Below are 250 nucleotides of genomic sequence, written 5' to 3'. Positions count from 1 at the left end.
ATTGTGCTCGTCTTCGCGCTACATGCGCTTCCGTACTCGCGAGAGCAAAGCCTGATTCTCGGCGGCGTTTTCTTCCTGCTCTGCAATCGTACGACGCTCTTCGGACTGCTGACGTCGAGACCGGCGGTACGCCTTGGGCATATCAGCTACGGCATCTATCTGCTGCAAGGCTTCGTTTTCTCGGTGGGTTTTGCCGATGCGACGGTTGCGCACGCCATCCTGCAGTCGGCGGCCGCGTTCTGGCTCGCCA

General features: G+C 60.0%; 1 protein-coding gene. It reads left to right on the top strand.

Translation table 11 applies throughout. The features are described 5' to 3' along the window. Nucleotides 1-250 (top strand): hypothetical protein (locus tag SB847_RS21790; RefSeq protein ID WP_410578792.1); only part of this gene is annotated, 250 nt, incomplete at both ends.

The sequence above is a fragment of the Bacillus sp. SIMBA_026 genome (assembly GCF_046535335.1).
Classification (GTDB): domain Bacteria; phylum Bacillota; class Bacilli; order Bacillales; family Bacillaceae; genus Bacillus; species Bacillus velezensis.
The sequence above is the reverse complement of the archived record's forward strand: the minus strand, read 5'-3'. Positions and strand labels throughout refer to the sequence as shown.